We start from the raw sequence: 24,237 nt of genomic DNA, 5'->3' as shown, positions 1-24,237 counted from the left end.
TGAACCTTTAAACACTCTACTGGAGTAATACCATGTCTCTAAATGCTGAGATCAAAGCTTCCATCGTTGCTGACAACGCTCGTTGCGCCAACGACACCGGTTCCCCCGAAGTGCAAGTTGCCCTGCTGACTGCCCAGATCAACCATCTGCAAGGTCACTTCAAGGAGCACGCCAAGGATCACCACGGTCGTCGCGGTCTGCTGCGCATGGTTTCCCAGCGTCGTAAGCTGCTGGACTACCTGAAGCGTAAAGACGTTCAGCGTTACGCTGCTCTGATCGCCAAGCTGGGTCTGCGTCGTTAATCGACCATCAGATTTCGCGAAAAAGGGGAACCGCAAGGTTCCCCTTTTTTATTGCGCTTTTTTCTGACGCCGCAAGTCGTTGCCTGCCTCACAGAATTCGTGTCGCCGCTTACCTTTTGGTTCGAATCAAGTATACTTGCACGCGAATTTAAAGCGCCAAATTGTAAAAAGGAAATTCACGTGAATCCTATTGTTAAGTCATTCCAGTACGGTCAACACACCGTCACACTGGAAACTGGTGTGATGGCCCGTCAAGCCACTGCGGCCGTCATGGTCAGCATGGACGATACCTGCGTATTTGTGACCGTTGTCGGCAAGAAAGAGGCCGATCACGGCCGTGATTTCTTCCCGCTGACCGTCAACTACCAGGAGCGTACCTATGCTGCTGGTCGTATCCCGGGTGGTTTCTTCCGTCGTGAAGGCCGTCCGAGCGAAGGCGAGACCCTGATCTCCCGTCTGATCGACCGTCCTATTCGTCCGCTGTTCCCGGAAGGCTTCCTCAATGAGGTTCAGGTGGTTGCCACCGTCATGTCCGTGAACCCGGCCGTGTCTCCTGACATCGTTGCCATGATCGGTGCCTCTGCTGCACTGGCCATCTCCGGCATCCCCTTCGGCGGCCCGATTGCTGCTGCCCGCGTGGGTTACATGAACGGTCAGTACGTATTGAACCCGACCACCACCGAACTGCCCCAGAGCGATCTGGACCTGGTGGTTGCCGGTACCGCCAATGCGGTGCTGATGGTGGAATCCGAAGCGGCCATCCTGTCTGAAGAGACCATGCTGGGCGCCGTCGTCTATGGCCACGAGCAGATGCAAGTCGTGATCAACGCCATCAACGAATTCGCCGCCGACGTGGGTACCCAGCCGTGGGATTGGACCCCGCCTGCGGTCAACGAAGCGCTGAAAGCCAAGGTTGCCGAGCTGGCCACCGCCGAGCTGGGCGAAGCCTACCGCATCACCGAGAAGGCCGTGCGTTACGCCGCCATCGGTGCCATCAAGTCCCGTGTGGTTGAGCAAGTCATCGCCTCCGGCGTGGAAGAAGATGCCAAGAAGATCGGCGAAGAGTTCCACAGCCTGGAAAGCCGCATCGTCCGTGGCCGTGTGGTCCGTGGCGAGCCGCGCATCGATGGTCGCGATCCGGAAATGATCCGCGCCCTGTCCGTCGGCACCGGCATCCTGCCGCGCGCTCACGGCTCCGCCCTGTTCACCCGTGGTGAGACTCAAGCCATCGTCGTTGCGACCCTGGGTACCGAGCGTGACGCCCAGAACATCGACGAGCTGGCTGGCCACCGCGCCGACCGCTTCATGCTGCACTACAACTTCCCGCCGTATTGCGTCGGTGAGACCGGCATGATGGGTAGCCCGAAGCGTCGTGAAATCGGTCACGGTCGTCTGGCCAAGCGCGGCGTTGCTGCCGTGATGCCGAGCGCCGCCGAGTTCCCGTACGTGGTGCGCGTGGTGTCTGAAATCACCGAATCCAACGGTTCCTCCTCCATGGCCTCCGTCTGTGGTTCCTCCCTGGCGCTGATGGACGCGGGTGTGCCGATCAAGGCCTCCGTTGCCGGTATCGCCATGGGTCTGGTGAAGGAAGAAGAAGGTTTCGTCGTGCTGTCCGACATCCTGGGTGACGAAGATCACCTGGGTGACATGGACTTCAAGGTAGCCGGTACTACTCAAGGTATCACCGCGCTGCAGATGGACATCAAGATCGAAGGCATCACCAAAGAGATCATGGAGATTGCCCTCAAGCAAGCTCGTGGCGCTCGCCTGCACATCCTGAAGGTCATGGACGAAGCCATCCAGGCTCCCCGTAGCGAAATCTCCGATTTCGCACCGCGCATCCACACCATCAAGATCAATCCTGAGAAGATCAAGGATGTGATCGGCAAGGGTGGTTCCGTGATCCGTGCCCTGACCGAAGAGACCGGCACCAACATCGAGCTGGATGATGACGGTACCGTCCGCATCTCCGCCGTTGCCAACGAAGCCGCCATGGAAGCCATCCGTCGCATCGAGGCCATCACCGCCGAGATCGAAGTGAACCGCATCTATGAAGGCAAGGTTGTGCGTCTGGCCGATTTCGGCGCCTTCGTCAACATCCTGCCGGGTAAAGACGGTCTGGTACACATCTCCCAGATCACCGATGCCCGCGTGCAGAACGTGGCCGACTTCCTGAAGATCGGTGACGTGGTGAAGGTGAAGGTACTGGAAGTGGACCGTCAAGGCCGTGTGCGTCTCTCCATCAAGGAAGCGAATGCACCGACCGAAGCCGCCGCTCCGGTTGCCGACGTGGCCGTTGCCGCCGTCGAAGAGCCGACTGCCGAATAAGGCTGCCGTGCCGTGAAAAAGCCGACCCCTGGGTCGGCTTTTTTTATGCCTTATTTTCTTCGCTAGAGGGATCTGGCAACAAGATGGGTTGTTCCAGTCGGCGCCAATTGTTATAAGGGACGACCCGCCTCTTCGCTGTCAAAAGGAATTGCAGTATGTCATGGGCCTATCTCAGGCATTTTCCCCCTCTGGTCTGGATCGTGATCCTGGGCACCTTCATGGTGCGCACCACTTTCTTCATGGTCTGGCCCTTCCTCTCCATTCTGCTCTACCGTGACTACGGTCTGTCGGCGACCCTGATTGGCCTCATCCTGGGGTCGACTGCGGCACTCTCCACCCTGGTCAGCTTCTATGGGGGCTGGCTGTCGGACAAGTGGGGACGGCGCAACATACTGTTGTTTGGCTGCCTGGTGTCGGCCTTGAGTGTCAGCCTGCTCGGGCTCTCCCATCAGGTGTTCTGGCTGGCGATCGGGGTGGTAGGCAGTGGACTCTCCTACGGGCTCATCGATTCACCGGGCAAGGCGCTGATGGCCGATAGCCTGGCCGAGCCAAAAGCCCGCGAGCTGGCGCTGCACCTTCGTTACTTTCTGCTCAACCTGGGGGCGGCCATCGGCCCCCTACTCGGTGTCAGCTATGGCCTGAGTGCCCGGCAGGAGACCTTTCTGTTGCTCAGTGCCAGCTATCTGCTGCTCGGCCTCATCTTCATACTGGGTTTTCGACTCGCGGGTGCTCAGGCAAGCAGTGCCGCCGGTCCCGGCATGCGGGCCGTGCTGCGCGTGCTCTGGCAGGATAGAGGCTTCCTGTTGTTGACCCTGGCCAACGTGCTGCTGATGCTGGTCTATGCCCAGTTCGAGTCGCCGCTCATCCAGTATCTGACCCGGGCGGGGACCCCCGAGGTGGAGCGACTCATCGGTTGGTTGGTGTCGGCCAATGCGCTGACCATAGTGATCCTGCAGTTCCCACTGCTGCACCTGACCGCCAACTGGCTCATCAAGAGCCGGTTACAACTCGGGGTGGCGATCTTTCTTGGCGCTCAACTGCTCTTTGCACTCGGGGATACCGCCATCTGGTGGCACTGGATAGTAGCGGTCATCCTGCTCAGCGTCGGTGAGTGCATCCTGTTCCCGCTGCTCAACGTGCTGATCGATCAGATGGCGCCAAGCCACCTCAAGGGCAGTTATTTTGGGGCCGCGTCCATGTCCGGGCTCGGGATCGCCATCGGGGCGCTGCTAGGAGGCTGGATCCTGACCAATTGGGGAGGCAGCTGGCTCTACGGGCTCATGGCGCTGCTCTGTCTGGCCATCCTGGTTCTCTATGGATGGGGGACCCGGATCCCGCGTCCGACGCTGATCCAGGCCGGCGCCGAGTCCTGACGACTAGAAGGTCAGCACCTTGTCGGCCGCCAGGGTCCACTGGGCCAGCAGGGGCAGGGTGCCGATCTCGATGCCCTCGATGAGGGGCAGGGCCGTGATGCCACGGGCATCGGTGCAAGTCTTGCACAGCCGGATCAGGGTGCCCTGTGCCAGCAGTATCTCCAGCATCTGACGCAGGTTGTAGCCCTCGGCCGGTGCCTGGCCTGCCAGCGCGGCGCCGACGGCATCGGACATCAGGAACAGCTTCAGGATGACGCCACCCTGCTCGTTGAGGGCGATGGCCAGACGCAGGGCGTTGAACAGGGACTCGCTGCCGTAGGGGGCGCCGTTGGCGATGATGACGATCTGTTGCTTCATGGAGCTCTCCGGATTGAAAGGCATCATTGTAGCGCCATACGGGCGCTGTTGGCGTGATGGGGTACAAAGTCTGTCGTAGGTTTTTCCCTCCGCCTTGACCTCGGAGGGTGAGTCAGGTCTCATAGGCGGCCATCCAATATGACAGAATGACGAGGTCGTTATGTGGAAGATTGCCGGAATGAGTATGTTGCTGTTGGCCGGTCAGGCTTATGGGAGCCAGGAGGTTGGCTGCAAGGCTCGGCATCAGGCGGTGACCGATCAGCTGGTCTTCGCCAAGGCGCACAACAATGCGGATCAGGTGGCCGGGCTGGAGCAGGCCCTGCGCAACATCGAGACCCACTGTACCGATGCGGGCCTTCTCAAGGAGCAGCAACAGAAAGTGGCCAAGCAGAAGGAGGAGGTGGAAGAGCGCCTTGCCGATCTGCAGAGCGCGCGGGTGTCGGGCAAGCCGGACAAGATCGCCAAGAAGCAGGCCAAGCTGGAAGAGTCCCAGGCCGAACTGCTGGAAGCCCAGCGCGAATTGGAGGCGTTGCAGAAGCTGGTCAAACCCTGAGACTGCAGAGCGCACATAAAAAAGCCGGACATTGTCCGGCTTTTTTATTGCTTGAGGAGGCGACCAGCTACTGCCTGTGCATCAGGACAAACTTGTCCATCAGCTGCTCTTCGGTCTCCACGTGGGCGGGATCCCAGATGATGCAGTCGATGGGACAGACGCTGATGCAGGTCGGCTTCTCATAGTGGCCGACGCACTCGGTGCAGCGATCCGGATCTATCTCGTAGATCTTGGCCCCCAGGGTGATGGCCTGGTTCGGACACTCCGGATCGCACATGTCACAGTTGATGCATTTGCTGGTGATGAGCAGTGCCATCTCAGGCCGCCGAGTGCGGCTGACGAGTGTCCTGACGATCGCCGAGGTTGCGCAGCAGTATGCCGTAGTTGATGTCGATCTCCTTGGGGACCGGCACATAGACCACGTGACCGTTGCCCGGCGCTGTGTCGATGAGCTCGCCCTTGCGGTTCTGCATCTGCTCCAGGTTGAAGCTGACGTTGCCCTGGGGGGTCATCAGCTCCAGGCGGTTGCCTACCAGGAACTTGTTCTTCACTTCCACTTCCACCATGTCGCCCTGGCGGCCGGTGATCTCGCCGACGAACTGTTGGCTGTCGGAGACAGAGTAGCCGTAGTCGTAGTTCTGGTACTCGCTGTGGTTGTGGCGACGCAGGAAGCCCTCGGTGTAGCCGCGGTGGGCCAGGTTCTCGAGGGTGCCCATCAGGGTCGGATCGAACGGACGGCCGGCGACAGCGTCGTCGATGGCCTTGCGATAGACCTGGGCGGTGCGGGCGCAGTAGTAGAATGACTTGGTACGGCCTTCGATTTTCAGGGAGTGCACACCCATCTTGGTCAGGCGCTCGACGTGCTCGACGGCACGCAAGTCCTTGGAGTTCATGATGTAGGTGCCGTGCTCGTCCTCGAACGCCGTCATGTATTCACCGGGGCGGTTGGACTCTTCCAGCAGCACCAGCGCATCGCTCGGCTTGCCGAGCCCCAGGGTGTTGTCCGGGCGCACGGCGATGGGCTCCTGACGGTGGACAATTTGGCCCACGTCATCTTCCTTGCCCTCGTGCACCTTGTACTCCCAGCGGCAGGAGTTGGTGCAGGTACCCTGGTTGGGGTCGCGCTTGTTGATGTAGCCGGAGAGCAGGCAGCGGCCGGAGTAGGCCATGCACAGGGCACCGTGAACGAAGACTTCCAGCTCCATCTCCGGCACCTGCATGCGGATCTCTTCGATCTCGTCCAGAGACAGCTCGCGGGACAGGATGGCGCGGGTCAGGCCCATCTGATGCCAGAACTTCACCGTAGCCCAGTTGACCGCGTTGGCCTGCACCGAGAGGTGAATTGGCATGTCCGGGAAGGCTTCGCGCATCATCATGATGAGACCGGGGTCTGACATGATCAGTGCGTCCGGCTTCATGTCCACCACGGGGCGCATGTCGCGGATGAAGGTCTTGAGCTTGGAGTTGTGGGGCTGGATGTTGGCCACCACATAGAACTGCTTGCCGAGGGCGTGGGCTTCGTTGATGCCGAGTTGCAGGTTCTCGTGATCGAATTCGTTGTTGCGCACTCGCAGGCTGTAGCGCGGCTGGCCCGCATAGACGGCGTCGGCGCCATAGGCATAGGCGTAACGCATATTCTTGAGGGTCCCGGCAGGGGAGAGCAATTCTGGTCTGAACATGTTGGACTCTTTATGTCTGATTGCAAATCAGGACAACGCCACCTGATGGCGTCGTATTGGTTCATCTGTGGTGCACGACGGTACTCGACGCATTGGCACCCGATGGGGTACACCCTGAGTATGAAATGGCTCGATACTCCTGATATACGGGGTGCGAGATTGTACTCGTCACCGGCCCATCATGCAATTTGAGCGGGTGATCAGGGAGGTTCCAGGTTGTTCATTTTACGCTCAGATTGTCGATGCTAGGGTGTCGGGGGGCCGATGGAGGGAATTGTTGAGGGCAGAATGGATCTTTTCCGCTAAAAAGCCCCCTCTTCAAGTTGAAATTTTGTCCGACTCGGGAAAGAATGCGCGCTCGGTTATCGGTCCGGGGCGCGAGCAAGTCGCAGCAGGACAAACCGAGGAATAACAGGTCTCAGGCCCACAGGTACAGGAACAATACAGGAACTTTATGAATCCCCTTCGCATTGCCGCTTCGGCCCTTTTTTGTACTCTGACCCTGGTCAGCCAGCAGGCAGCCGCCGTTGAATACGCGCTGCCAGCCGCCAACAGCCGCCTGATCGGCGAGAATCAGGAGTACGTGGTGCCTGCGGATAATCGTCCGCTGGAGCAGATCGCCTCCGACTTCCAACTGGGCCTGACCAACATCATGGAAGCGAACCCGGGCGTTGACCCCTATCTGCCGACCCCGGGCAGCAAGCTGGTCATCCCCCATCAGCTGATCCTGCCGAATGCACCGCGCGAGGGGATCGTCATCAACGTGGCCGAGATGCGCCTGTACTACTACCCGAAGGGCAAGAACGTGGTGCAGGTACTGCCCATCGGCATCGGCCAGCTGGGGGTCAACACCCCGGAAAACTGGATCACCAAGGTGGAACGCAAGCGCGCGAACCCGACCTGGACCCCGACCGAGAACATCCGTCGTCGCTATGCCGCTCAGGGCAAGACCCTGCCAGCGGTCTGGCCGGCCGGCCCGGATAACCCCATGGGTCTGCATGCGCTCTACATCGGCAACCTCTACGCCATCCACGGCACCAACGCCACCTTCGGCATCGGCCTGCGGGTGAGCAGCGGCTGTGTGCGTCTGCGCGCGGACGACATCAAGTACCTGTTTGACAACGTACCTGTCGGCACCCGCGTCCAGTTCGTGAACCAGCCGGTCAAGTCCACCGTCGAGCCGGATGGCGGTCGCTACATGGAAGTCCATGAGCCGCTGTCCCGTACCGAAGCGGAGTTCAACTCCAGCGAATCCGTGCCCTTGCCCATGACCCCGGCCATCACCCGCTTCATCGCCCACGCGGAGAGCGACTCCAATGTAGTCAAGCAGGTGCTGGAGCAGCGTAACGGCTTGCCGACCCGCCTCAACCCGCAGGCCTGATGGCCTCAGCGTGGTAGAGAAACAACAACGGCGACCTCAGGGTCGCCGTTGTTGTTTCTGCCGTGGCCGTGCCACCTATGAATGAGATCTGCCTGGGTGCATGCCCGGCTCAGGCGGCGGGCGGGGCATAGAGGGCGAGGCGGTTGCCCTCGGTGTCCTCGATGATGACCCGGGAGCCGTGGCCACTGCCGATGCTGTGCAGGGGTTCTAGCACCCGTCCACCGAGTCGGGGCACCATCTGCTCGGCCTCCTTCAGCCTGTCACCCAGAGAGAGATAGATAAGGGGACCCGTGCCGCCCGGTTGGTGGTATTCGTCCATGGGGCCGAGGCAGGCCGCCGCGTTGTTGCCATCGTGGCGCAACATGGCGAAGCGTATCTCCTCCTGTTCCGGTGTGACCTCCACATCGAGCAGGGCCGCGTAGAAGGCCATGGCGCGATCCAGATCCCGGGTCGGAATGTCGGCCCAAACCAGGGTATTGTCCATCTTGGTGTTCTCCAGCAATATCCGGCCGATGCGACCGGCGACTCTTAGAGGTTAGGAGTCGCGGGCAAGGGGCGCCATCAATGAAAAAGCGGCGCCTGATGGCGCCGCTTTGGGTTGGAAGAGAGCACTGGGTGCTGCCTGTCAGGCAATCACTTGCCCGCGATGCTCAGGCCACTGAAGCGAATGAGGGGGGCATAGAAGCCCTTGCCATCGTCGTGGTGTAACTGGTTGCCGACCGCCTCCAGCTCCCCCAGCAGGCGGTAGAAGTTGCCCGCCACCGTGATGCCGCGCACCGGTTGAATGCGCACGCCGTCCCGGCACAGGAAGCCGGATGCCCCGAACGAGAAGTCCCCGCTCACCGCATCGGCGCCCGAGTGCAGGCCGTCGAGCTTGACCAGCTCCAGATATTCGCCGCTCTTGACCTCGGCTTCCGCGTGGGGGCCAGTGCCAAACACCAGGTGGCGCGCCGTCACATCCAGCGCACTGCGGGCACTGCGGGCCGCTGAGCCATTGCTGGCCACGCCGAAGTGGTGGGCGGTGGCGCTGTTGTGCAGCAGGGTCTTGAGTTCCCCCTCGCCGATCAGCAACAGATCCCGGGTGGGGGCGCCTTCGCCATCGAATCCCTTGATATTCATGCCGCCTGGCATATAGGCCCGGCTCTCCAGGCTGAGCCAGCGAGAGGCAACCTGTTGCCCCAGCTTGTCCCGCCAGGGGTTGATCCCCTGCTGTGCCCACTTGCCGGAGAGCGCCGCCTGGAAGCAGCCGAACAGGCTGGCCAGGGTGTTGGGCGTGAAGATCGCGCTGTAGTGACCACTTGGCACCGCCTCGCCAGCCAGCAGGGCATCGGCCACGGCATGGATCTGCGTGATGAGGTCCTGGCTGTCCAGCTCGTCGAAGCGGCGGCCATATTGTCCCTGGGAGTGCATGGACTGGCGGCCATCGCGGGAGATCAGGGCCGAGCTGTAGCAGCCGACGCTGAACTCCTGATGCTGGCAGAGGGTGCCCCGGCTGTTGGCGAGCCAGAGCCGGCTCTCTCCCTCGAAGAAGCTGTTGTAGGGGGCGCCGGTCACATCGGGCAGTGCCAGCATGTCCGCCTCGAGGCGCAGGGCGAGGGAGATCTTCTCCTCCACCGGGGTGCTGTCAGGCTGATTGATCTCGGCGCAGTCGGTGCTGATCTGGCTGTCTTCGACCCGAATGGCCTGATCCGCATCCAGCTTGGCGAAGCGGCTGGCATCCAGCGCATCCTGCAACATGGCGGCCAGGGCAGCCTCGTCCAGGGACTCCGAGTAAGCGATGCCGACCCGACCCTCCTTGATGAGGCGGATGCCGATCTGCTGACTGCTGGTGACCTTGTATTCACCGAGCTCCCCCTTGTCGGCCTTGAGGGAGAAGGCCTTGTCCCGGTTGGCGATCAGATCCGCCTCGGCGTTGATATCGGCGACCTGGTTGAGCAAACGGGTCAGCAATGTGTTCATATCGAGTTGGCTCATCAGGCGTTCCCCCCCACGAGAATGTTGTCGACCTTGAGCGGCGGCTGGCCGACCGAGGCCTGGAGGGAAACCGAGCCCGGCAGATTGTCAATTGTGCTCATCAGGCGTTCCCCCCTACGAGGATGTTGTCGACCTTGAGTGGCGGCTGGCCGACCGAGGTGGGCACGGAGCCCGAGACCGAGCCGCACATGCCGGCGGCCAGTGCGAGATCGCGGCCCACCATGGAGATCTCCTTGAGCACCTGAGGCCCGGTGCCGATCAGGGTCGCCGATTTGAGCGGTTTGGTGATCTTGCCCCCCTCGATGAGGTAGGCCTCCTGCACGTTGAAGTTGAACTCGCCGGTGCCCGGCTGCACAGAGCCGCCCCCCATCTTCCTGGCGTAGATGCCGTGCTCCACCGTGGCCAGCATCTCATCGAGCGAATGGTTGCCCGGCTCGATAAAGGTGTTGCGCATGCGCGAGGCGGGGGCGAAGCGGTAGGATTCGCGCCGACCCGAGCCGGTGCGGGCATGGCCGGTCTTCAGCGCTCCCATGCGGTCCACCAGGAAGCCGGTCAGCACGCCGTCCTTGATGAGCTGGGTGTGCTGGGTAGCCATGCCTTCGTCGTCGACGTTGATGGAACCCCAGGCGTTGGCCTGCAGACCTTCGTCCACTGCGCTCACCGCCGGGTTGGCAATCAGCTGCCCCATCTTGTCGTGGAACACCGAGGCTTTCTTCGCCACCGAGGTGGTCTCCAGCAGGTGGCCGCAAGCCTCGTGGAAGATGACGCCACCGAAGCCGCTCTCCATGATGACCGGCAAGTTGCCGCTCGGGCAGGGGGCCGCGCCGAGTTTCACCAGCGCCTGGCGGGTGGCGGTGAGGGCCAGCTCCCGGGGATCGATGAGGGCCGCGTGCTCCCAGCCCATCAGGGCGCCGGGGGCCTCGTAGCCCATGCTCTGCTCGCTCCCGTCCATGGCTATGGTCTGGGCCATGATGCGGTTGTAGTGGCGGCGATCGCTGACCATGAGCCCTTCGCTGTTGAAGATCTCCACCTCCTGCTCCCAGCCCAGCGCATTGGCGGAGAACTGGCTCACCTTGGCGCTCTCGGCGCGAGCCGCGGCATCCATGGCGTGCAGGTAGGCAATCTTCTGCTCCAGCAGCTTGTCCGCCGACAGCGGCAGCGCCACCGGGTTGCGATCGGTGAAGCGGGTGAAATCGAAGGCGGTGGCGGTCACCACTGGGTCGCGCCTGTCCTTGGCTGCCAAGAGGCTCACGATGCGCAGCAGCTCGTCGCGATCCGCCAGATTGGTGTAGCCATACAGCACCTTGTGGCCGTAGCAGAGCCGCACGCCTATGCCGAAATCGAGGCCGCCGCTGATGTTTTCGATCTGGCTGGAGAGCAGGCTGAGCTGGCTGCGACGCTTGCGCTCCACGAACAGCTCGGCGAAGTCGGCGCCAAGCCGCAGCGCGTGATCGAGCACATCGCGGGCAATGGTGGGGGTCAACAGGGAGAATGGGGTCATAGCATATCCTTTTCTGGTCTGAGCCTGTTCACGGCCGCCCCCGGCGCCGAGGGTGACTGGGGGCGGTTTCATTGTTACAGACCTGTGCAAAAAAGTCGTCATGGCGTCATGCAATGATACCGATTGGGGCAATCGGCTCGAGATCTGCACCCGGTGGCTTCAAGCAAGCCACCCAGGTGCGATCACAGCAGCTCGTGGATCTCGCCGAGGATCTGATCGACCCACTGCTCGATGCGGGGTCGGTCTGGTCGCATCGGCTGGCATCGTTGAGCAGGCAAGATCAGAGTAACTCGTGGATCTCACTCAGGATCTGATCGACCCACTGCTCGATGCGGGGCTCGGTCTGATCGTATTGATTAGCGTCGTCGAGGGCCAGGCCGACGAAGTGGCGGCCATCGTCGATCAGCGCCTTGGAGGCATCGAACTCGTAGCCTTCGTTGGGCCAGTAGCCCACCAGCTTGACGCCTTTTGGCACCAGCTGATCGTGCAGCAGGCCGAGGGCGTCCTGATACCATTCGCCATAGCCCAGCTGATCACCCATGCCAAACAGGGCGATGATGCAGCCTTCCAGGTGGAGATCGGCGATGTCCTCCCAGCGGGACTCCCAGTCTTCCTGCAGCTCGCCAAAGTCCCAGGTGGAGATGCCCAGGATCAGGATGTCGTACTCCTGCATGCGGACCAGGGGCACATCCTTGATGTTGTGGAGATCGACCAGCTCGGGGCCGATGAGGGCGCGGATCTTCTCGGCGGCCATCTCGGTGTAACAGGTGGTAGAGCCGTAAAACAAACCTATCTTCATCGTACTGTCCTTACCGTAAAACAAAGCCATCTAGCGTTATCCACTGTCCTTGCAACAAACAGGGCATCCTGGCTTCTTCAGGTTCGCCGGGGTGAGCATGGCGGGCCAGGTGGAGGGGCGCCAGTCTAACAGATTGCGATTCGCCCTTCACCGGGCAGGGACCCTGGGTCATCACTTGCCGTGCCTCGGGGCCACGCTACAATGGCGCACCCTTTGTCGAAGACTCAAACCCATGACCAAGCCCGCCCCCGCCCAGCACAACCATCCCCTGATCGAGCCCTTTCTCGATGCACTCTGGCTGGAGCGAGGGCTGTCTGACAACACGGTCAGCTCCTATCGCACCGATCTGGAGAAGTTTGCGCTCTGGCTCGATGAGCAGGGTGGCTCCCTGCTGCTGGCGGGGATGGAGGACATCCAGCACTACCTCGCCTGGCGGGTGGACAAGCAGTTTGCTGCGAGCTCCACGGCCCGTTTCCTGTCCGCCCTGCGCCGCTTCTATCAGTATCTCAATCGCGAAAAGCTGCGCAGCGATGACCCGACCGTGTTGCTGGAGGGGCCCAAGCTGCCCAAGAAGCTGCCCGCCGACTTGAGCGAGGCCGAGGTGGAGGCCCTGCTGCAAGCGCCCTTGGTGGACGATCCGCTGGAGCTGAGGGACAGGGCCATGCTGGAGCTGCTCTACGCCACCGGCCTGCGGGTCTCCGAGCTGGTGGGGCTCACCGCCGAGCACGTCAGCCTGCGCCAGGGGCTGGTGCGGGTGGTGGGCAAGGGCAACAAGGAGCGGCTGGTGCCCATGGGGGAGGAGGCCGTCTATTGGCTGGAGCGCTACTACCGGGAGGGGCGTACCCTGCTGCTCGGCGGCACCAGCTCAGACGTCGTCTTTCCCTCCAAGCAGGCCAGGATGATGACCCGCCAGACCTTCTGGCACCGCATCAAGCTCTATGCCATGCGCGCCGGGATCAGGGGGGAGCTCTCCCCCCACACCCTGCGCCATGCGTTTGCCACCCACCTGCTCAACCACGGCGCCGATCTGCGGGTGGTGCAGATGCTGCTGGGGCACGCGGATCTTTCCACCACCCAGATCTACACCCATGTGGCGAACGAGCGCCTCAAGACGCTGCACGGCGAGCACCATCCCCGCGCCTGAATTCCCGCCCCTGACGAAGGCTGTCGCACCTCGCCTGGGGCCTATCGCCCATAAAAAAACCGCCTGATGGCGGTTTTTTGCAAGTGCCGGGCTGGCCGGGGCTTATTTGCCTTGCTGGGATTTCAGCAGATCGCGGATCTCGCTCAGCAGCTCCTGATCCTTGGTGGGACCGGCCGGGGCGGCGGCCTCTTCCTGCTTCTTCTTCAGGGTGTTGATGGCCTTGAGCCCCATGAAGATGGCGAAGGAGATGATCAGGAAGTCGATGATGGTCTGGATGAACTTGCCGTAGGCGATGACCACGGCCGGGGTTGCCCCTTCGGCGGCCTTCAGGGTCACGGCGAGATCGCTGAAGTCCACGCCCCCCAGGATCAGACCGATGGGCGGCATGATGACGTCACCCACGAAGGAGGAGACTATCTTGCCGAAGGCGGCACCTATGATGATACCGACCGCCATGTCGATGACGTTGCCTCTGGCCGCAAAGGCCTTGAACTCTTGAATCAGACTCATGTTCCCCTCCAAAAATGGGTGCTGAGCGGCCGCTACCGCTCCTTTGATTTGAATAATAAAGCATCAGGAAAACAGAGGGATGCCCTCGCTGTTTCCTGTTGTCCCGTTTAGCTTGCTGGGCCTCGGCCCAATTGGCAACCTGCTGGAATAGGAATTTTTTGCATTCGCCACTATTAATCAGTCTGTAATTTATGAGTTGAGGCACCAATGTCACTGGTTTACCGTATGAAACCTCTCGTTCATACCAAGTGAGTGAAGTGGTGCGCTATTTACTGCTGGGAATGATGCTGTTGTGCGCCTTTGCCGCCAACGCGGGGATGGATCCTCAACAATTGAAACAGACCATAGGGCAGCGCCTCGGCGTGCGGGTCTTCCTGGTCGACGAGACCCCGGTGCCCGGCCTCTTCCTGCTGGGCACGGCCCAGGGGCTGATCTACAGCGATGCCAGGGGCGACTACGTGCTGCAGGGCTCCATGCTGGATCTGGGTCATGGAATGAAAAACCTCACCAGGCTGGACCAGCAACGCCAGCGCCGACTGGCCCTGGCCCTGATCGGCGAGCAACGGATGTGGCTCAAGGCGCCCCACGAGCGCCATCATCTCACCCTGTTTACCGATCTGGCGTGCCGCCACTGCCGCGCCACGCTGGATGAGTTGCCCAGGCTGCAGGCGAAGGGAGTCAGCGTGCAGTTGCTGCCGGTGCTCGGGCCGTTCACCGATCTGGCCGAGGCACAGGCGGCCTGGTGCGCCCCCGGGCTGCTCGGCGAACTCAGTCTCAGTGATCGTTTGCCTGCGACCGGTTGTAATGAGATCCTTGCCCATTATATCGGCCTGAGCCAATGGCTCGGGATCAAGGCGCTGCCGAGCTGGGTCCTGCCAAACGGGGATCTGGTGCGCGGTTACCAGCGCCCTGAACAACTGCTCAAGCTACTGGATCATATCGATGCCCCTGCAAATCCGTCGTCGTCCTCGGGTGGATGATTCCCATCTGCCCGCCACCCTGCACCCGCTGCTGCGCCAGATCTTCGCCAGTCGTGGCGTGGAAGATCCCGTCCTGCTCGAGCGCAGCGCCAGCCAGCTGTTGCCCCCCCAGCGCCTGTTCGGCATGGAGCAGGCGGTGCCGCTGCTGGCCGCGGCCCTGACGGCGCAGAAGCGCATCCTGATCGTCGGGGACTTTGACTGTGACGGCGCCACCAGCTCGGCCCTGTGCGTGCTGGCGCTGCGGGCCATGGGCGGCAAGCACATCGACTTCCTGGTGCCGAACCGCTTCGAGTTCGGTTACGGCCTCACCCCGGAAATCGTCGAGCTGGCGGTGGCCCGCGGCGCCGAGTTTCTCATTACGGTGGACAACGGCATCTCCAGCATCGCCGGTGTCGCCGCCGCCAAGGCGGCCGGCATGCAGGTGCTGGTCACCGATCATCACCTGCCGGGCCACGAGCTGCCTGACGCCGATGCGATAGTGAACCCCAACCAGCGCGGCTGTGACTTCCCCTCCAAGTCCCTGGCCGGGGTCGGGGTCGCCTTCTACCTGATGGCGGCCCTCAACACCCATCTGCGCCAGACCGGCTGGTATGAGCGCCAGGGTATTCGCGCCCCCAATGTGGCGGACTATCTGGATCTGGTAGCGCTCGGTACAGTGGCGGACGTGGTGGCGCTGGATGGCAACAACCGCATCCTGGTGCACCAGGGCCTGCAGCGGATCCGGGCTGGCCGTTGCCGCCCCGGTATCCAGGCGCTGGTGGACGTGTCGGGCCGGGATGGTCGCCGCCTGTGCGCAGCGGATCTCGGCTTCGCGCTCGGGCCGCGCCTCAATGCGGTGGGTCGGCTCGACGACATGTCCCTCGGGGTCGCCTGCCTCCTGTGCGACGACATCAACCTGGCGCGCCAGTTGGCGGCGGAGATGGACAGCCTCAACCAGGAGCGCAAGGAGATAGAGCAGGGCATGCAGCAGGAGGCGCTCGCCACCCTGGAGCAGATCCGCTTCCGTGACGGCGAGGTGCCGTCCGGCATAGTGCTGCACAGAGACGAGTGGCATCAGGGGGTGGTAGGGCTGGTGGCCTCCAAGATCAAGGAGAAGTACTACAGACCCGTGATCGCCTTTGCCGAGAGCAGCGACACCGAGCTCAAGGGCTCGGGTCGCTCCATCCCCGGCGTGCACCTGCGCGACGCCCTCGAGCTGCTCGATACCCGTCACCCCGGTCTGATGGGCAAGTTCGGTGGCCACGCCATGGCGGCCGGGCTGACCCTGCCCAAGGCGAACATAGAGGCCTTTGGCCGTGCGTTCGAGGCGGTGATCACCGAGCTGGTGACGCCGGAGCTGCTGACTGGCGTGCTGCTCACCGATGGTGAGTTGCTGCCCGATGAGCTGAGCCTGGAGCTGGCGGAGCTTATCCGCGCCTCCGGCCCCTGGGGTCAGGCCTTTCCTGAGCCGCTGTTCGACGGCGAGTTCGTGCTGGTGCAGCAGCGGCTGGTGGGGGAGAAGCACTTGAAGATGATGCTGACCACGGACTCCGGCCATGCGGTGGATGCCATCGCCTTCGGGGTCGATCTCCAGCGCTGGCCCGATGCCTCGGTGAAGCGGGTGCGGCTGGTCTATCGGCTCGATGTGAACGAGTGGCGCGGCAACCGCAGTGTGCAGTTGCTGGTAGAGCATCTGGAGGCCGCCGGCCTCTAATACCCGACCCCTGTCTGCGTCGCTCAAGCGAACGGCCACCCTAGGGTGGCCGTTTTGTTATGGGAAATGCGGCGGGGGAGTTGACCCGTCTATGGCTTCACAGTTTAAGCTCTCTTCCATCGAGTCGATTGACGACCACTACCCCGAGCCGATGACATGAAAATATCCGAACTGGCGCGCCGTTGCGGCCTGGCCCGCTCCACCCTGCTCTATTACGAGAAGCTGGGGGTGATCGAGGGGGTGAGGGCCGCCAACGGCTATCGCCACTATGACGAGGCCGATCTGCAACGATTGCAGATGGTACAGGCGCTGCAGGCCGGTGGCCTCAGCCTCAAGCACTGCCTCGCCTGCCTGGCGGGGGAGATCGATCAGGCTGCACTGCGGGCAAGGGTCGAGGAACTCGACATTGAGCTGGCCCGCATGCAGCGGGCGCGGGATCTGCTGGCGGATCTGGCGGGCATGAGTGCTCACTCCGGCGAGGAATTCAAGGCCTGGCAGCTGCAACTGCAGCGAGAGGCGCCCCAGGCCTATTTCGACTGGGTGATGAGGCAGGGATTCAGCGAGAAGGATCGCTATCAGCTGCAGTGGCTCAGCAAAGACACGAACGAGCACGAGCGGTACATTCGCGATTTCAAGTTGCTGCTGGATGGCATGAGCCACTGGGGGCCGGGGGATCGCGCCTTTACCCAGCAGCAGTTCACCGAGTTGGCCATCCAGCCCAACCGCATCCTCGACATCGGCTGTGGGCGCGGCGCCGCCACCCTGGCGTTGGCTCAGGTATGCGACGCCCCCATCCTGGCAATCGATCTCGATGAGACGGCCCTGGCCGCCCTCGAGCGCTCGGCCAGGGCGGCGGGCTATGAGCAGGTGAGCACCCTGGGCGCCAATATGGCGAACCTGCCCTTGGCACTTGCGCCAGTGGATCTTATCTGGGCCGAGGGGAGCGCCTACGTGATGGGGTTTGCCGAGGCGCTGACCGCCTGGCGGCCCTTGTTGAGCGCTCCCCACGGCATCCTTATGGTCAGCGAACTGGTGTGGCTGACCGACACGCCCCCGTCCGAGGCCAGGGCGTTCTGGCAAGAGGGGTATCCCGGCATGCAGACCCTGGATGCCTTGCTTGCGACCATCCGGGCCAGGGGTTATGAGTGCCTCTCCCATAGCCTGTTGCCAGAGCGGGCGTGGCGCAACTACCTGGACCCCATAGATCGCAATCTGGCGCGCCTCGAGGGTGAGCTGGGAGACTCGGCGGCCTTCCGGGACTTAACTCAGGAGCTCATCATCCACCGCCAGTATCTCGGCCACTATGGCTATGTGATGTGCTGCCTGCGGGCTGCCTGACACCGACAACATTCAACAGGAGACAAGATGAATATCCAGATCCGACCCGAAACCCGTGCCGACAGCGACGCCATCGAGGCGCTGACCATAGCCGCCTTCCTGGAGGCGCCCCACACCGATCACAACGAGCAGCTGATCATTCGCGATCTGCGTGCGGCCGGGGCCCTCAGGCATTCGCTGGTGGCGGAGCAAGACGGGGTCATCATTGGCCACCTCTGCTTCTCGCCTGTGACCATCAGCGATGGGAGTCAAGGCTGGCTTGGTCTCGGCCCCATTGCCGTGGCGCCAAAGTGGCAGGGGCAGGGCATAGGTGCCCAACTGATGCAGGCCGGACTCAAGGCCCTGGATAGGGATGGAGTCGCCGGTTGCGTGGTGCTGGGGGATCCCGGTTTCTACGGTCGCTTCGGCTTCCAGGTCGATGAACGGCTGGTGCTGCCCGGCGTACCGCCCGAGTTCTTCATGGCCAGGCGTCACGGGGATGAGCGGGCCAGCGGCGAGGTGAGTTATCACGCCGCCTTCCAGCAGGGATGAGAGGTGAGGACAGAGGACTACGGCGTCCCTGTCTCGAGGGGAATGTTAGCCGTCGGCTTGAGGCATCAGGCAGCGGTTTCATCTACAAAACCTGATCCGGCCCCATGTGCACATGGGCTGGCGACCCGATTTGTGATATATTCGGCTCCTTCCCCCCGCGTCCCCGAAGGAGCCTGATCCCTTGCCAGGCCTTGGTCGTTTACAGACTGGGCTGATGTCTCTTTGCATCGCCTGCATCCTGTGGCTGGCTGCCCTCGCGGCGGCGGGGCTGGATGCATCCGTGCGCGCCTCTCAGGCGGAGAGGCCGGTGGCGCAGCAGCTGTACGAGGTGTCGGACAGTCGCTTGACCGAGGAGATCGGCCTGCCTCCCGGCGGCCAGTGGCGACTCAGCTTTGAGCAGGGACGACGGCTGGAAGGGGTCGACCCCGAGCTCTATCGTATGCTGCTGGCCTGGTTCCAGCACGACATCCAGGGCTGGCTCTGGGGCCTGATGTTCTTCCTGCCCCTCATCTACCTCAGGCAGGTGCCCGTTCACTTCGGCTATCTCCACCGGCGCTTGCTGGGGTGCCGCCATCTCAGATTCAGGTTCTGCCACGGCGACTGACGGCCGGCTCGCCATCAAGCGCGTGCCCGACCTTGCGTCTTCCTCATTGCATTCGACTCCCCGAGCCATGCTGACTGTCGCCTCTGCTCGTTGCCGCGCCTTGTGATCCCTGTCCCGCCAGCATGATTGCCGCCGGGACCAGACTGTCCGTGCAACCCGTGAGCCGACCCGATGGAATATTACGTAAACCTGTTCATTCACTCGATCTTTGTCGAAAACCTGGCCCTGGCCTTCTTCCTTGGCATGTGTACCTTCCTGGCCGTATCCAAGAACATCAACACCGCCTTTGGCCTCGGTATGACGGTGCTGGTGGTGATGGTGATCGCCATTCCCCTCAACAACCTGATCTACCGCCATATACTGCGCCCGGACAGCACCTTCCTCGGGGAATTTGATCTCAGCTTCCTCGATTTCATCGTCTACATAGGGGTGCTGGCGGCGCTGGTGCAGGTGATGGAGATGGTGCTGGACAAGTATTTCCCGACCCTCTACCACGCCCTCGGCATCTACCTGCCGCTGCTGACGGTGCACTGCGCCATCTTCGGCGGGGTGATGTTCATGGCCCAGCGGGACTACGACTTCATCGAATCCGTGGTCTATGGGGCGGGCTCCGGGCTCGGCTGGTTGCTGGCCATCGTCGCCATCGCCGGCCTGCGCCAGAAGATGAAATACTCGGATGTGCCGGAGGGGCTGCGGGGCATCGGCATCACCTTCATCGTGGCCGGGCTGATGTCGCTGGGCTTTATGTCTTTCTCCGGCATTTCGCTCTGAGGCGCAGGGAAACGACAGACGGCCGTCAGTCCAGATGCTTGGCCATGTTGTAGCCGGTGATCACAAACCCCAGCTCCTGATAGAGCGCCAGTGCCCGCGGGTTGTCCTGGGCCACCCGCAGCTTGATCTGGTCGACGCCTATGGCCTTGAGCTCGGCTTCCAGCACCGCCATGGCGGCCTTGCCATAACCCTGGCCGCGGTGGGTTGGATCCATGTAGAAGTCGCAGATGAAGGTCTCTCCTCGATCGGCCTGAAGGGCATGCCAGAGGTAGCCGAGGGGTTCCTCCCTTGCGCCACTCTCCTGCGCCGGAACTATGCAGAGCAGGCTGTGGCCCGGTGTGGCGACCCCCTGTGGCAGGGATTGGCGCAGGGTCAGCTCCGCCTTGTGGCGTGCGGTGGGGAGATCGTGGCCGTGGTTGCTGGCGAGATCTTGCGCGTAGTCCTCGATGAAATAGGCGCAATAAATGGGGTAGTGCTGCTCACTCATGGGGAGCAAACGTACGAGGGGTGTCGGCATCCTGCGGATCACTCAAGGAAAGGGAGCCGCTACCTTAACCCCGGAGCCCGGCATTAGCCAAGGGTTGGCAGGCTGTGCCGAGTCTGGTTTTCCCAATAAAAAAGAGCGCCCAAGGGCGCTCTTTTTCTATCGGTGGCGAGGTTATTTAACCTCTCTTTCGTACGAGGTTATTTCACCTCTTCGCCCTTGGCTTGCAGATCCGCATGGTAGGAGGAGCGCACGAAGGGACCGCAGGCGGCGTGGGAGAAGCCCAGCCCCATGGCGACATCCTTCAGCTCGTCGAACTCTGCGGGCGGCACGTAGCGCTTGACCGGCAGGTGGTGACGGCTTGGCTGCAGATACTGACCCAGGGTCAGCATGTTGACGCCGTGCTCGCGCAGGTCGGTGAGCACCTGCACTATCTCTTCGTTGGTCTCGCCGAGGCCCATCATGACACCAGACTTGGTCGGTACATGGGGGTGCATCTCCTTGATGCGGCGCAGCAGCTCGAGGGACCACTTGTAGTCGGCACCCGGGCGGGCGACCCGGTACATGCGCGGGGCGGTTTCCAGGTTGTGGTTGAACACGTCCGGCGGGGTCTCGCGGAACACCTCGAGCGCCTGCTCCATCCGGCCACGGAAGTCCGGGGTCAGGATCTCGATGCGGGTCTGGGGGCTGTGCTCGCGGATCTGCTTGATGCAGTCGGCGAAGTGCTGGGCACCGCCGTCACGCAAGTCGTCGCGGTCCACCGAGGTGATCACCACGTATTTCAGTCCCATCTCCTTGATGGTCAGCGCCAGCTTCTTCGGCTCGTCGGGATCCAGCGCCAGCGGGCGGCCGTGGGCCACGTCGCAGAAGGGGCAGCGACGAGTACAGATGGCGCCCATGATCATGAAGGTGGCAGTGCCGTGGTTGAAGCACTCCGCCAGGTTGGGGCAGGAGGCCTCTTCACAGACCGAGTGCAGCTTGTTCTTGCGCAGGGTGCTCTTGATGTGCTCGATCTTCTGGCTCGACGGCGGCAACTTGATCCGCATCCAGTCCGGCTTGCGCAGCACTTCTTCGTTGGGATCCGGCATGAATTTCACCGGGATCAGGGCCATCTTGTCGCCATCGCGCAGCTTGACGCCCGGCTCCATACGAACGGGTTTGCTCATGATTCACTCTCGGTGTTTGTTATTGTCTGATTGATAGCCATCAGGGTCATCGCTGTGCCCTCATGGCCGTGCGGCATGGACGTGCTCATGCCGCCTCTTCGGTATGGGTGATCGTTTGATAGCCGATCAGGCTGGCCAGTTCGGCGACCAGGATGGACTGCGCCTCGGCCACGCTCTGGGGGCCGCCGAGAGCGCTGGTCTGGGTCATGGCCATGCCCGCATAGCCGCACGGATTGATGCGCAGGAAGGGGGTCATGTCCATGTCAACATTCAATGCCAGCCCGTGGAAGGAGCAGCCCTTGCGGATGCGCAGGCCCAGGGAGGCCAGCTTGGCTTCCGTCTGCAGCGAGGCGCCGAGCGCGTTCTTCACATAGACGCCGGGGGCATCGGGTTTGGCATAAGCCTCAATACCGCTCCTGGCCAGGGTGTTGATGATGGCGGTCTCGAGACAGGTCACCAGCTCGCGCACCGTCAGCTTGCTGCGGCGCACGTCCACCAGCACGTAGAGCACCAGCTGGCCCGGACCGTGATAGGTCACCTGGCCACCGCGATCGCTCTGCACCACCGGGATGTCGCCGGGGGCGAGCAGGTGCTCGGCCTTGCCCGCCTGACCCTGGGTGTAGACGGGATCGTGCTCCACCACCCAGAACTCATCGGGGGTGTCGGCGCAACGGGTGTCGGTGAAGGCCTTCATGGCATCCCATACCGGCTGGTAGGGGCGGCGGCCCAGCTGTCTGACCAGCAGCTGTGGCTGGGCGGGGATCTGGAGTGACATGGTTCCTCACTGACAGGCGCTTGAGTTGGCCCTGTGGATCAGCACAACGGGGTGCACAACGTCAATCGCCCCTGGCGGGGCGAGAGAGAAATTACAGTACGTATTTCACCAGCTCGATCTTGCCAAGTGCGGTGTACATGGCTTCGATGTGTTCCTTGCTCTGGGCGTTGACCGTCACCCGCACCGAGTGATAGTTGCCCTTGCTGCTGGGCTGCACGGTCGGGCTGTAGGTACCGGGAGCGTGCTGCTGCAGCACTTCGAGCACCCTGTCCGGCAGGGCCGGGTCGGCCACGCCGAGCACCTTGAACGGGAACTTGCAGGGGAACTCCAGCAGTTCATCAAACTTGGTATTCATTTACTCACCTTTTATCGTCGTTTGGTGTCGTCACGAAACGACTTCATCTGTGATCTTGTATGGCCGATGAGGCATCAGGCCGCCAGTACCTGTCAATATGGGCATGAGCCACGCCAGGATCAAGGTCCTGGCCGGTCGACAAGACGTGGAAGTGCTGCTTTTTACCACAAATAGACCCTCGGCGGAACCTGCAGTTTGCAGGGTTATTCGCTTGCCTGGGCCTTAACTGGAGAGCGGCGCCCATTGGCGCCGCTCCTTTATCGCTATTTTATGCTGTGGCTTACTTGAACCAGCTGGTCACCAGCAGTACCAGGTAATCCCACAGGCGGCTCACCAGCCCGCCTTCCTGTACTTCTTCCAGGGCGACCAGCGGAACCTGCTTGATCTCCTTGTCACCCTGTTTCAGGAACACGGTACCGACCCGTTGGCCCTTGGCCAGCGGTGCCTTCAGCTCGCTCTCGAGCTGGAAGTCGGCCTTGAGGTTGTTGCCCTGACCGCGGGTGACCAGTACGGAGACGTCTTGATCCACACCCAGCTTCACCTCGGACTTGTCACCCATCCAGATCTTCTGGGTGACCAGCACTGTGCCGGCCTTGTAGGGGGTCAGGCTCTGGAAGAAGCGGAAACCGTAGGTGAGCAGCTTCTTGCTCTCGGCGGCGCGGGAGCCTTCGCTGCTGGCACCCAGCACCACGGCGATCAGGCGCATGCCCTCGTTGTTGGTGGCGGAGGAGACCAGGTTGTAGCCGACCTGGCTGACGTGGCCGGTCTTGATGCCATCCACCTGCAGGGATTGATCCCACAGCAGGCGGTTACGGTTGTGCTGGGTGATGCCGTTGAACACGAAGGACTTCTGGGCGTAGATCTTGTACTCCTCCGGCAAGTCGCGGATGAGTGCCTGACCCAGGCGAGCCATGTCGTGGGCTGTACTGTAGTGGCCTTCCGCATCCAGACCGTGGGGATTCATGAAGTGGCTGTCGTTCATACCGAGCTTGGCGGCCCAGCTGTTCATCAGGCTGGCGAAGGAGTCGGTGCTGCCCGCCAGGTGTTCGGCCATGGCGACGCAGGCGTCGTTGCCGGACTGGATGATGATGCCCTTGTTCAGATCATCGACCGAGACCTGCTTGCCCACCTCGATGAACATCTTGGAGGAGTCGGAGTAGTTCTTGGACCAGGCGTTCTGGCTGATGGTCACCATGTCGGTGCGCTTGATGTTCCCCTTGGCCAGCTCCTGGCCGATGATGTAGGAGGTCATCATCTTGGTCAGACTGGCGGGCGGCAGACGCTCTTCGGCGTTCTGCTCGGCCAGCACCTGACCCGAGTAGTAATCGATAAGAATGTGGGCCTTGGCGGAGATCTCCGGCGCGGCGGGCACTACCATGGGTGCGGCGTTCAGAGTGGGCACCGGCTGAGCGGTCGGCAGGGCTGAATCCGGCGTCGGTACTGGCTGATTGGCCTGGGCGGTGGCGCTTAACAGGGAGGCCAGAATAACGGAGCGGGCAAATTTGGACATCTTGAAATTCCTGGTGCCTGGATGGGGAGTACCCAAGTTAAAACAAGTTAAAAAAAGCGGGCTTCACTATACCAGATGTGCTCGTCGGTCATAGCCCGACATGCGATCTGGGTGGGTTTTTATGGCTTT

26 protein-coding genes are annotated in these 24,237 nt (G+C 62.1%); 12 read left to right on the top strand and 14 right to left on the bottom strand.

The annotated features are described in order from the left end of the window. The first annotated feature begins 32 nt into the window (after positions 1–32). The 3 genes from rpsO (at position 33) to BN1124_RS17810 (ending at position 4,003) form a co-directional block, all read left to right on the top strand. Positions 33–302: a 30S ribosomal protein S15 gene (gene rpsO, locus BN1124_RS17820; protein WP_005317514.1), complete on the top strand. Its 270-nt coding sequence runs from the start codon at positions 33–35 to the stop codon at positions 300–302. A 180-nt stretch (positions 303–482) separates the two neighbouring features. Beyond that, positions 483–2,630 (top strand): polyribonucleotide nucleotidyltransferase, encoded by a 2,148-nt coding sequence (pnp, locus tag BN1124_RS17815; protein ID WP_042644105.1) that lies wholly within the window; start codon positions 483–485, stop codon positions 2,628–2,630. A 155-nt stretch (positions 2,631–2,785) separates the two neighbouring features. Beyond that, entirely contained in the window at positions 2,786–4,003 is a 1,218-nt protein-coding gene (locus BN1124_RS17810) for an MDR family MFS transporter (RefSeq protein WP_042644103.1), read from the top strand. Positions 4,004–4,006: 3 nt separating this feature from the next. Here BN1124_RS17810 and BN1124_RS17805 read toward each other — a convergent pair whose 3' ends face one another. Further along, the gene (locus BN1124_RS17805) at positions 4,007–4,360 is read right to left on the bottom strand and encodes a DsrE/DsrF/TusD sulfur relay family protein (RefSeq protein WP_042644393.1); all 354 of its coding nucleotides are present in this window, start codon (positions 4,358–4,360) and stop codon (positions 4,007–4,009) included. A gap of 178 nt (positions 4,361–4,538) precedes the next feature. Here BN1124_RS17805 and BN1124_RS17800 point away from each other — a divergent pair, with 178 nt between their 5' ends. Beyond that, complete coding sequence (locus tag BN1124_RS17800; RefSeq protein ID WP_042644101.1) at positions 4,539–4,913, top strand: DUF1090 domain-containing protein; 375 nt, start codon at positions 4,539–4,541, stop codon at positions 4,911–4,913. A gap of 67 nt (positions 4,914–4,980) precedes the next feature. Here BN1124_RS17800 and BN1124_RS17795 read toward each other — a convergent pair whose 3' ends face one another. Both BN1124_RS17795 and trhP read right to left on the bottom strand, forming a co-directional pair. Next, the gene (locus tag BN1124_RS17795) at positions 4,981–5,229 is read right to left on the bottom strand and encodes a YfhL family 4Fe-4S dicluster ferredoxin (protein ID WP_042644099.1); all 249 of its coding nucleotides are present in this window, start codon (positions 5,227–5,229) and stop codon (positions 4,981–4,983) included. Between the two features lies 1 nt (position 5,230). Further along, positions 5,231–6,592, bottom strand: coding sequence for a prephenate-dependent tRNA uridine(34) hydroxylase TrhP (gene trhP, locus BN1124_RS17790; protein ID WP_042644098.1), 1,362 nt, complete (start codon positions 6,590–6,592; stop codon positions 5,231–5,233). Between the two features lie 454 nt (positions 6,593–7,046). Here trhP and BN1124_RS17785 point away from each other — a divergent pair, with 454 nt between their 5' ends. Further along, positions 7,047–7,973, top strand: coding sequence for a L,D-transpeptidase family protein (locus BN1124_RS17785; RefSeq protein WP_042644096.1), 927 nt, complete (start codon positions 7,047–7,049; stop codon positions 7,971–7,973). A gap of 109 nt (positions 7,974–8,082) precedes the next feature. Here BN1124_RS17785 and BN1124_RS17780 read toward each other — a convergent pair whose 3' ends face one another. The 5 genes from BN1124_RS17780 to fldB form a co-directional block, all read right to left on the bottom strand. After that, complete coding sequence (locus tag BN1124_RS17780) at positions 8,083–8,475, bottom strand: VOC family protein (protein WP_042644094.1); 393 nt, start codon at positions 8,473–8,475, stop codon at positions 8,083–8,085. 131 nt (positions 8,476–8,606) lie between these two features. Next, entirely contained in the window at positions 8,607–9,947 is a 1,341-nt protein-coding gene (locus BN1124_RS17775) for a TldD/PmbA family protein (protein ID WP_042644092.1), read from the bottom strand. Next, positions 9,947–10,048, bottom strand: a complete 102-nt coding sequence (locus tag BN1124_RS17770; protein WP_042644090.1) for a TldD protein — start codon at positions 10,046–10,048, stop codon at positions 9,947–9,949. Before BN1124_RS17770 ends, BN1124_RS17775 begins: the two co-directional genes overlap by 1 nt. Beyond that, positions 10,048–11,448, bottom strand: coding sequence for a TldD/PmbA family protein (locus tag BN1124_RS17765; protein ID WP_042644088.1), 1,401 nt, complete (start codon positions 11,446–11,448; stop codon positions 10,048–10,050). Before BN1124_RS17765 ends, BN1124_RS17770 begins: the two co-directional genes overlap by 1 nt. A 280-nt stretch (positions 11,449–11,728) precedes the next feature. After that, a complete protein-coding gene (gene fldB, locus BN1124_RS17760) occupies positions 11,729–12,247 on the bottom strand; it encodes a flavodoxin FldB (RefSeq protein WP_042644086.1) in 519 nt (172 codons plus the stop codon). A 232-nt stretch (positions 12,248–12,479) separates the two neighbouring features. On the opposite strand from fldB, the gene xerD reads away from it, so the two are divergent. Further along, positions 12,480–13,391 (top strand): site-specific tyrosine recombinase XerD, encoded by a 912-nt coding sequence (xerD, locus tag BN1124_RS17755; RefSeq protein ID WP_042644084.1) that lies wholly within the window; start codon positions 12,480–12,482, stop codon positions 13,389–13,391. Positions 13,392–13,493: 102 nt separating this feature from the next. Here xerD and mscL read toward each other — a convergent pair whose 3' ends face one another. Beyond that, positions 13,494–13,901, bottom strand: coding sequence for a large-conductance mechanosensitive channel protein MscL (gene mscL / locus BN1124_RS17750; RefSeq protein WP_005317444.1), 408 nt, complete (start codon positions 13,899–13,901; stop codon positions 13,494–13,496). Between the two features lie 260 nt (positions 13,902–14,161). Here mscL and BN1124_RS17745 point away from each other — a divergent pair, with 260 nt between their 5' ends. The 6 genes from BN1124_RS17745 (at position 14,162) to nqrE (ending at position 19,818) form a co-directional block, all read left to right on the top strand. Then, a complete protein-coding gene (locus BN1124_RS17745; RefSeq protein ID WP_042644079.1) occupies positions 14,162–14,881 on the top strand; it encodes a DsbC family protein in 720 nt (239 codons plus the stop codon). Beyond that, positions 14,844–16,574 (top strand): single-stranded-DNA-specific exonuclease RecJ, encoded by a 1,731-nt coding sequence (gene recJ, locus BN1124_RS17740; RefSeq protein ID WP_042644077.1) that lies wholly within the window; start codon positions 14,844–14,846, stop codon positions 16,572–16,574. Before BN1124_RS17745 ends, recJ begins: the two co-directional genes overlap by 38 nt. Before the next feature lie 156 nt (positions 16,575–16,730). Then, complete coding sequence (locus tag BN1124_RS17735; RefSeq protein WP_042644076.1) at positions 16,731–17,912, top strand: MerR family transcriptional regulator; 1,182 nt, start codon at positions 16,731–16,733, stop codon at positions 17,910–17,912. A 27-nt stretch (positions 17,913–17,939) separates the two neighbouring features. Continuing rightward, positions 17,940–18,443, top strand: a complete 504-nt coding sequence (locus tag BN1124_RS17730) for a GNAT family N-acetyltransferase (RefSeq protein WP_042644074.1) — start codon at positions 17,940–17,942, stop codon at positions 18,441–18,443. A 214-nt stretch (positions 18,444–18,657) separates the two neighbouring features. Beyond that, positions 18,658–19,047, top strand: a complete 390-nt coding sequence (locus BN1124_RS17725; protein WP_042644071.1) for a hypothetical protein — start codon at positions 18,658–18,660, stop codon at positions 19,045–19,047. 171 nt (positions 19,048–19,218) lie between these two features. Then, the gene (nqrE, locus tag BN1124_RS17720) at positions 19,219–19,818 is read left to right on the top strand and encodes an NADH:ubiquinone reductase (Na(+)-transporting) subunit E (RefSeq protein WP_042644069.1); all 600 of its coding nucleotides are present in this window, start codon (positions 19,219–19,221) and stop codon (positions 19,816–19,818) included. A gap of 25 nt (positions 19,819–19,843) precedes the next feature. On the opposite strand, the gene BN1124_RS17715 is transcribed toward nqrE, so the two are convergent. The 5 genes from BN1124_RS17715 to BN1124_RS17695 all read right to left on the bottom strand — a co-directional run bounded on the left by BN1124_RS17715 (position 19,844) and on the right by BN1124_RS17695 (position 24,108). Next, positions 19,844–20,335, bottom strand: coding sequence for a GNAT family N-acetyltransferase (locus tag BN1124_RS17715; protein WP_042644068.1), 492 nt, complete (start codon positions 20,333–20,335; stop codon positions 19,844–19,846). Between the two features lie 167 nt (positions 20,336–20,502). Beyond that, positions 20,503–21,468 (bottom strand): lipoyl synthase, encoded by a 966-nt coding sequence (lipA, locus tag BN1124_RS17710; protein ID WP_033130949.1) that lies wholly within the window; start codon positions 21,466–21,468, stop codon positions 20,503–20,505. A gap of 85 nt (positions 21,469–21,553) precedes the next feature. Then, entirely contained in the window at positions 21,554–22,243 is a 690-nt protein-coding gene (lipB, locus tag BN1124_RS17705; RefSeq protein WP_042644066.1) for a lipoyl(octanoyl) transferase LipB, read from the bottom strand. Positions 22,244–22,334: 91 nt separating this feature from the next. Continuing rightward, the gene (gene ybeD / locus BN1124_RS17700) at positions 22,335–22,598 is read right to left on the bottom strand and encodes a DUF493 family protein YbeD (protein ID WP_042644064.1); all 264 of its coding nucleotides are present in this window, start codon (positions 22,596–22,598) and stop codon (positions 22,335–22,337) included. Between the two features lie 280 nt (positions 22,599–22,878). Next, positions 22,879–24,108, bottom strand: coding sequence for a D-alanyl-D-alanine carboxypeptidase family protein (locus tag BN1124_RS17695; RefSeq protein ID WP_042644061.1), 1,230 nt, complete (start codon positions 24,106–24,108; stop codon positions 22,879–22,881). Between the last annotated feature and the right edge of the window lie 129 nt (positions 24,109–24,237).

Origin of the sequence: Aeromonas eucrenophila, from assembly GCF_000819865.1 — a bacterium.
In the GTDB taxonomy this organism is placed as follows: Bacteria; Pseudomonadota; Gammaproteobacteria; order Enterobacterales; family Aeromonadaceae; genus Aeromonas; species Aeromonas eucrenophila.
Note: the sequence above shows the minus strand (reverse complement) of the source record. Positions and strands in the feature narration are given on the sequence as shown.